The organism is Oryzihumus sp., assembly GCF_036391795.1.
Classification (GTDB): Bacteria; Actinomycetota; Actinomycetes; order Actinomycetales; family Dermatophilaceae; genus Oryzihumus.
This window is the reverse complement of sequence record NZ_DASVZH010000133.1, coordinates 1-5,369: the sequence shown is the minus strand read 5'-3', so window position 1 is coordinate 5,369 and position 5,369 is coordinate 1. Positions and strand designations below refer to the sequence as shown.

The 5,369-nt window shown below is 70.9% G+C and carries 5 protein-coding genes; 2 read left to right on the top strand and 3 right to left on the bottom strand.

Going from position 1 to position 5,369, the window contains the following annotated elements; genetic code table 11:
* Positions 1-21: 21 nt before the first annotated feature.
* Positions 22-1,797, bottom strand: coding sequence for a 3-hydroxybutyryl-CoA dehydrogenase (locus VF825_RS07755; RefSeq protein WP_331111873.1), 1,776 nt, complete (start codon positions 1,795-1,797; stop codon positions 22-24).
* A 119-nt stretch (positions 1,798-1,916) separates the two neighbouring features.
* On the opposite strand from VF825_RS07755, the gene VF825_RS07750 reads away from it, so the two are divergent.
* Together VF825_RS07750 and nucS are read left to right on the top strand one after the other, a co-directional pair.
* Complete coding sequence (locus VF825_RS07750; RefSeq protein WP_331111871.1) at positions 1,917-2,780, top strand: hypothetical protein; 864 nt, start codon at positions 1,917-1,919, stop codon at positions 2,778-2,780.
* Positions 2,781-2,791: 11 nt separating this feature from the next.
* On the top strand, positions 2,792-3,487 hold the full coding sequence (gene nucS / locus VF825_RS07745; protein ID WP_331111869.1) for an endonuclease NucS: 696 nt from the start codon (positions 2,792-2,794) through the stop codon (positions 3,485-3,487).
* A 24-nt stretch (positions 3,488-3,511) separates the two neighbouring features.
* On the opposite strand, the gene VF825_RS07740 is transcribed toward nucS, so the two are convergent.
* On the bottom strand, positions 3,512-4,396 hold the full coding sequence (locus VF825_RS07740; protein WP_331111867.1) for a carbohydrate ABC transporter permease: 885 nt from the start codon (positions 4,394-4,396) through the stop codon (positions 3,512-3,514).
* Positions 4,393-5,369 (bottom strand): sugar ABC transporter permease (locus VF825_RS07735; protein ID WP_331111865.1); only part of this gene is annotated, 977 nt, incomplete at its 5' end. The genes VF825_RS07740 and VF825_RS07735, both read right to left, overlap by 4 nt.

Sequence of the window (5,369 nt, the reverse complement as noted above, 5' to 3'; positions counted from 1 at the left end):
CCGCGGTGCTGTGGGGGCGTGTCAGGCGTAGGTGCGGAACCCGCGGCCGGTCTTGCGGCCGAGGTAGCCCGCCGTGACCAGGTGCTCCAGCAAAGGGGCCGGGGCGAAGCCGCGCTCGCGGAACTCGAGGTAGAGCTCGCGCTGGATGGCCAGCGAGACGTCGAGGCCGACCACGTCGAGCAGCTCGAAGGGGCCCATCGGGTAGCCACAGCCGGTCTTCATCGCCGTGTCGATGTCCTCGGCGCTGGCGTAGTGCGCCTCGAGCATCTTCACGGCGTCGTTGAGGTAGGGGAACAGCAGCGCGTTGACGATGAAGCCGGCGCGGTCGCCGCAGGTGACCGGGTGCTTGCCGAGGTCGCGGCACAGGTGCTGCACGGTCGCGACGACGTCGTCGGCGGTGGAGACGGTGTGCACGACCTCGACCAGCTTCATGATCTGGGCCGGGTTGAAGAAGTGCATGCCCACGACGTCCTGCGGGCGCTTGGTGACCGAGGCGCACTCGATGACCGGCAGCGAGGACGTCGTCGTGGCCAGAATCGCGCCCGGCTTGCAGATCTCATCGAGGTTCTCGAACAGCGCCTGCTTGACCTTGAGGTCCTCCACGACGGCCTCGACGACGAGGTCGACGCGGGCCAGGTCGTCCAGGCTGGTGGTGCCGGTGAGCCGGCCGAGGGCGGCGTCGCGGGCGGCCTCGTCGAGCTTGCCGCGCTGCACGGCCTTCTCCAGCGACTTGGCGATGGCGGCCTGCACCGCCTCGACCTTGGCCTGGGAGCGGGCGACGTAGGTGACGTCGTACCCGGCCTTGGCGAAGACCTCGACGATGCCCGTGGCCATCGTCCCGGAGCCGACGACGCCGACCGAGCGCACGTCGCGCAGCGCGTCGTGCGCGCCCGCCTCGTGCGGGGTGAGGTTGTCGGCCACGACCTTGGAGGAGCCCGGCTCGTCGTAGGTGTAGAAGCCGCGGCCGGTCTTGCGGCCCTTGAGGCCGGCGGTGACCATCTGCTTGAGCACCGGGCTCGGCGCGTGCAGGCGGTCGCGGCCCTGCTTGTACATCGTGTCGAGGATCTCGTAGGCCGTGTCGAGGCCGATGAGGTCCATCAGCGCCAGCGGACCCATCGGCAGGCCGCAGCCGAGCTGCATGGCCGCGTCGATGTCCTCGCGGGTGGCGTAACGGCTCTCGAACATCGACACCGCGTGGTTGAGGTAGCCGAACAGCAGCGCGTTGGCGATGAAGCCCGCCTTGTCGCCGACGACGACCGGCAGCTTGCCCAGCCGCTGGGCCAGGGTCTTGACGTCCTCGACGACCTCGTCCTCGGTGACGACGGTGCGGATGACCTCGACGAACTTCAGCACCGGCGCCGGGTTGAAGAAGTGCATGCCCACGACGCGGCGCGGGTTGTGCGTGGCCACCGAGATCTCGGTGACGGACAGGCTCGAGGTGTTGGTGGCGAGGATCGCGTCGGGCTTCACGATCTCGTCCAGCCGGGCGAAGATCTGCCGCTTGAGGTCGAGGTGCTCGGGGACCGCCTCGACGACGAGGTCGCACTCGGCCAGGTCGGCCAGGTCGGCGGTGAACCGGATCCGGTCGTGCAGCGCGACCTGCTCCTGCGCCGTCAGCTTGCCGCGGGTGACCGCCCGGTCCGTGGAGTGCTGCAGCACCCCCTTGCCCTTCTCGACGCCCTCGGGGCTGGCCTCCACGGCCACGACGGAGAGCCCGTTGCGGGCGAAGACCTCGACGATGCCGGCACCCATGGTGCCCAGGCCGATGACGCCGACTGTGCTGATTTCGCGAGCCATGTCGGTGAGTCTGGCAGAGCGCCGGGGGCTGCCGGGAGGCGTGCGGCGGGAGGCGGTGGTCACAGTCCGTCCGGCCACCGGACGGCCTGCCGGCCCTGCCGGCCTGCGAGGATCACGGGATGCTGCCCGGCCTCCTCGGCGCCCTGACCGCCTCCCTCTGCTACGGCAGCGCCACCGTGCTGCAGGCGCTGGGGGTGCGGCGGATGACCTCCACCCCGCCCGGGTCGCCACTGCTGGCGCGCGCCTGGGCGGGACGGCTGTATGCCGTGGGCCTGGCCCTGGACGGTGTCGGCTTCCTCGCCTCGCTCGTGGCGCTGCGCAGCCTGCCGTTGTTCGTGGTGCAGTCCGCGATCGCCTCGAGCGTCGCGGTCACGGCGGTGCTGGCCGTCGCCGTGCTGCACGCCCGGCTCTCCCGCGCCGAGGTGCTCGCCCTCGCCGTGGTCGGTCTGGGACTGGTGGCCCTCGGCGTCAGCGCCGGGGTCGAGTCGCCGGCACCGCTGGCCGCGCCGTGGACCTGGCTGGTCCTGGCCGGGGCGCTGCCCGTGGCTGTCCTCGCGCTCGTGGGCTGGCGGCTGCCGCGGGCCTCCCGCTGGGCCTGCCCGTTGCTCGCGGCCGCGTCCGGCCTCGGCTTCGGCGGGGTGGGCGTGGCCGCGCGGGTGCTGGCCGTCCCCGACCCGTGGTGGCACCTGCTGGCCGACCCGCTCACGTGGGCCATCGCGGCATACGGGCTGCTGGCCATGGCCTGCTACGGCCTTGCGCTGGACCGCGGCTCGGCCACCACGACCGCCGCGGTGACCTTCGGCGTGGAGACCGTCGTGCCCGCGGCGGTGGGCCTGCTGTGGCTGGGAGACACCGTGCGCAGCGGCTTCGCCGGGTGGGCGGCGCTGGGTTTCGTCGCGACGCTGGGCGGCTGCCTGGCCCTGGCGCGGCGCGCCGAGGTGCCCGGTGACGCCGTCTCGGCGCAGCGCCCGCCCTCGGGCTAGGCTCACCGACCGTGCGTCTCGTGATTGCCCGCTGCAGCGTCGACTACGAAGGTCGGCTCAACGCCCACCTGCCCCTCGCCACCCGCCTGCTCATGGTCAAGGCCGACGGCTCGGTGCTGGTGCACAGCGACGGCGGGTCGTACAAGCCGCTGAACTGGATGTCACCGCCGTGCGCCATGGCCGAGACCGACCCCGAGGATCACGAGGTCGCCGAGGGCGTCGAGGCGGTCTGGGTGGTCCAGCACGCCAAGTCCGAGGACCGGCTGCGGGTGCGCCTGCACGAGGTGCTGCACGACTCGGCGCACGAGCTCGGGGTCGACCCGGGGCTGGTCAAGGACGGCGTCGAGGCCCACCTGCAGAAGCTGCTCGCCGAGCACATCCACACCCTCGGCGAGGGCTTCACCCTGGTCCGCCGGGAGTACATGACCGCCATCGGGCCGGTCGACATCCTGTGCAAGGACGCCGCCGGGGCCAGCGTGGCGGTGGAGATCAAGCGGCGCGGCGACATCGACGGCGTCGAGCAGCTGACCCGATACCTCGAGCTGATGAACCGCGACCCGCACCTGGGCCCGGTGACCGGCATCTTCGCGGCGCAGGAGATCAAGCCGCAGGCGCGCACGCTCGCGACCGACCGGGGCATCCGCTGCGTGACCCTGGACTACGACGCCCTCAAGGGCATCGACGACGTGGGGTCCCGCCTCTTCTGAGGGGTGCCCGACCCACCCGGGGCGTCACTTCACCGATCCTGCGGTGAGGCCGCCGACGAGGTGCTTCTCGATCACCGCGAAGAGGACCACCACCGGCACGATCGCGATGACGGACGCGGCGAACAGCTGGTCCCAGTGCTGCTCGTAGCCCGTGACGTAGGACGTGATCCCGACGGTCAGCGGCTTGCGGTCCTCGTCGATCATCAGCGTGAGAGCCACGACGTACTCGTTCCACGCGGCGATGAAGGTGAAGATCACCGCGGTCACCAGACCCGGCACGGTGAGGGGCAGCATGACGCGCCACAGCGTGCCGAACCGGCTGCAGCCGTCGAGGTTGGCCGCCTCCTCGACCTCCCGGGGGATGGACCCGAAGAAGCCGTGCAGGATCCACACCGCGAACGCCAGGTTGAACGCCGCGTTCGTGAGGATCAGCGCGCCGTAGGTGTTGACCATGTCGAGGTTGAACCACTCGCGGTAGATGCCGACGACCAGCGCGGTCGGGGAGAACATCTGGGTGACCAGCACGAGCAGGAGGAAGGCCATGCGCCCGGGGAACCGGAACCGTGCTGTGTAGTAGGCGGCCGGGACCGACACGACGACGACGATGGCCGTCGAGGCGGTGGCCACGACCAGCGAGGTCCTCAGCCAGCCGAGGAACCGGTCGTCGCCGAGCACCTGTGCGTAGGTCGACAGCTGCCAGACCCGTGGCAGGAAGGTCGGCGGCGTGCGCACCACGTCGGTGCTCGGCCGGAGCGAGTTGAGCAGCATCACGACGTAGGGCGCCAGGAACACCAGCATCACGCCGAGCCCGGCGAGCGGCATCACCCACGTGCGGTGGCGCCTCCACCCGGTATGCCGTGTGCCTCCGCGTGCACGCGCGGCACCCGCGGTGGTGGGGTGAGCGGTCATGCGGACTCCTCCCGCCACCGGGTGAACCTGAGGTAGACGACCACGACGACGAGGATCAGCACGACGTTGAAGACGCCGGCGGCGGCGGACATGCCCACGTCCTTCTCCGCGCTCTTGAACGCGAGCTTGTACATGAAGGTGATCGTCGTGTCGTGGGCGAAGCCGGGGTTGCGGTCGTTGAGCACGTAGACGATCGGGAACGAGTTGAAGACGTTGATGATGTTGAGCACCACGGCGACCAGCAGTGCGGGTCGCAGCAGGGGCAGCGTGATCCGCCACCACGTCTGCCACGGGCCGGCCCCGTCGACCTTCGCCGCTTCGTAGACCTCGGTGGGCGTGGCGTTGAGGCCGGCCACGAAGACGTAGGAGGTGAACGGGATCGAGACGAAGACGCCCACCAGCACCATCGAGGACATGATCCAGGCGTCGCTGCCCAGGAAGTCGACCGGACCCAGCCCCACCGTGCTCAGGACGAGGTTGAGCGTCCCGTAGTAGTAGTCGTAGATCATCACGAAGGTCTTGGCCGTGATGACCAGTGAGGCCGCCCAGGGCACGATGACCGCCCACCGCACCACCGTGCGGCCCCAGAAGTCCTTGGTCAGGAACTGCGCCACCGCGAGGCTGATGACGACCGTGAGCGCCACGACCGCGACGACCCAGATGACGGTGTTCACGACGACGGTCCCGAGCATCGGGTGCTGCAGCACCGCCGTGTAGTTGCGTGTGCCCGCGTCGCCGAGGCGCAGGCCGGTGATCGAGTAGCGGCTCATCGAGGCACGGACCAGCTCGACCGCCGGCAGCACGACCACCCCGCCGATGAGCAGCAACGCGGGGCCGAGCCAGAGCAGCGCCGAGCCCAGCGACGCGCGGTCGTTGCGGCGCGGCATACCTCGGGCCCGCCCGCGCAACCCCGCGGTCCCGGTCGGCGCAGCGGCGGTGGCCGCGGGAGCTCCCGCGGCCACCGCACCGGCGT

Coding starts and splice junctions, on each gene's coding strand:
- VF825_RS07755 (WP_331111873.1), bottom strand. CDS start 1,797: ATGGCTCGCGAAATCAGCACAGTCGGCGTCATCGGCCTGGGCACCATG.
- VF825_RS07750 (WP_331111871.1), top strand. CDS start 1,917: ATGCTGCCCGGCCTCCTCGGCGCCCTGACCGCCTCCCTCTGCTACGGC.
- VF825_RS07740 (WP_331111867.1), bottom strand. CDS start 4,396: ATGACCGCTCACCCCACCACCGCGGGTGCCGCGCGTGCACGCGGAGGC.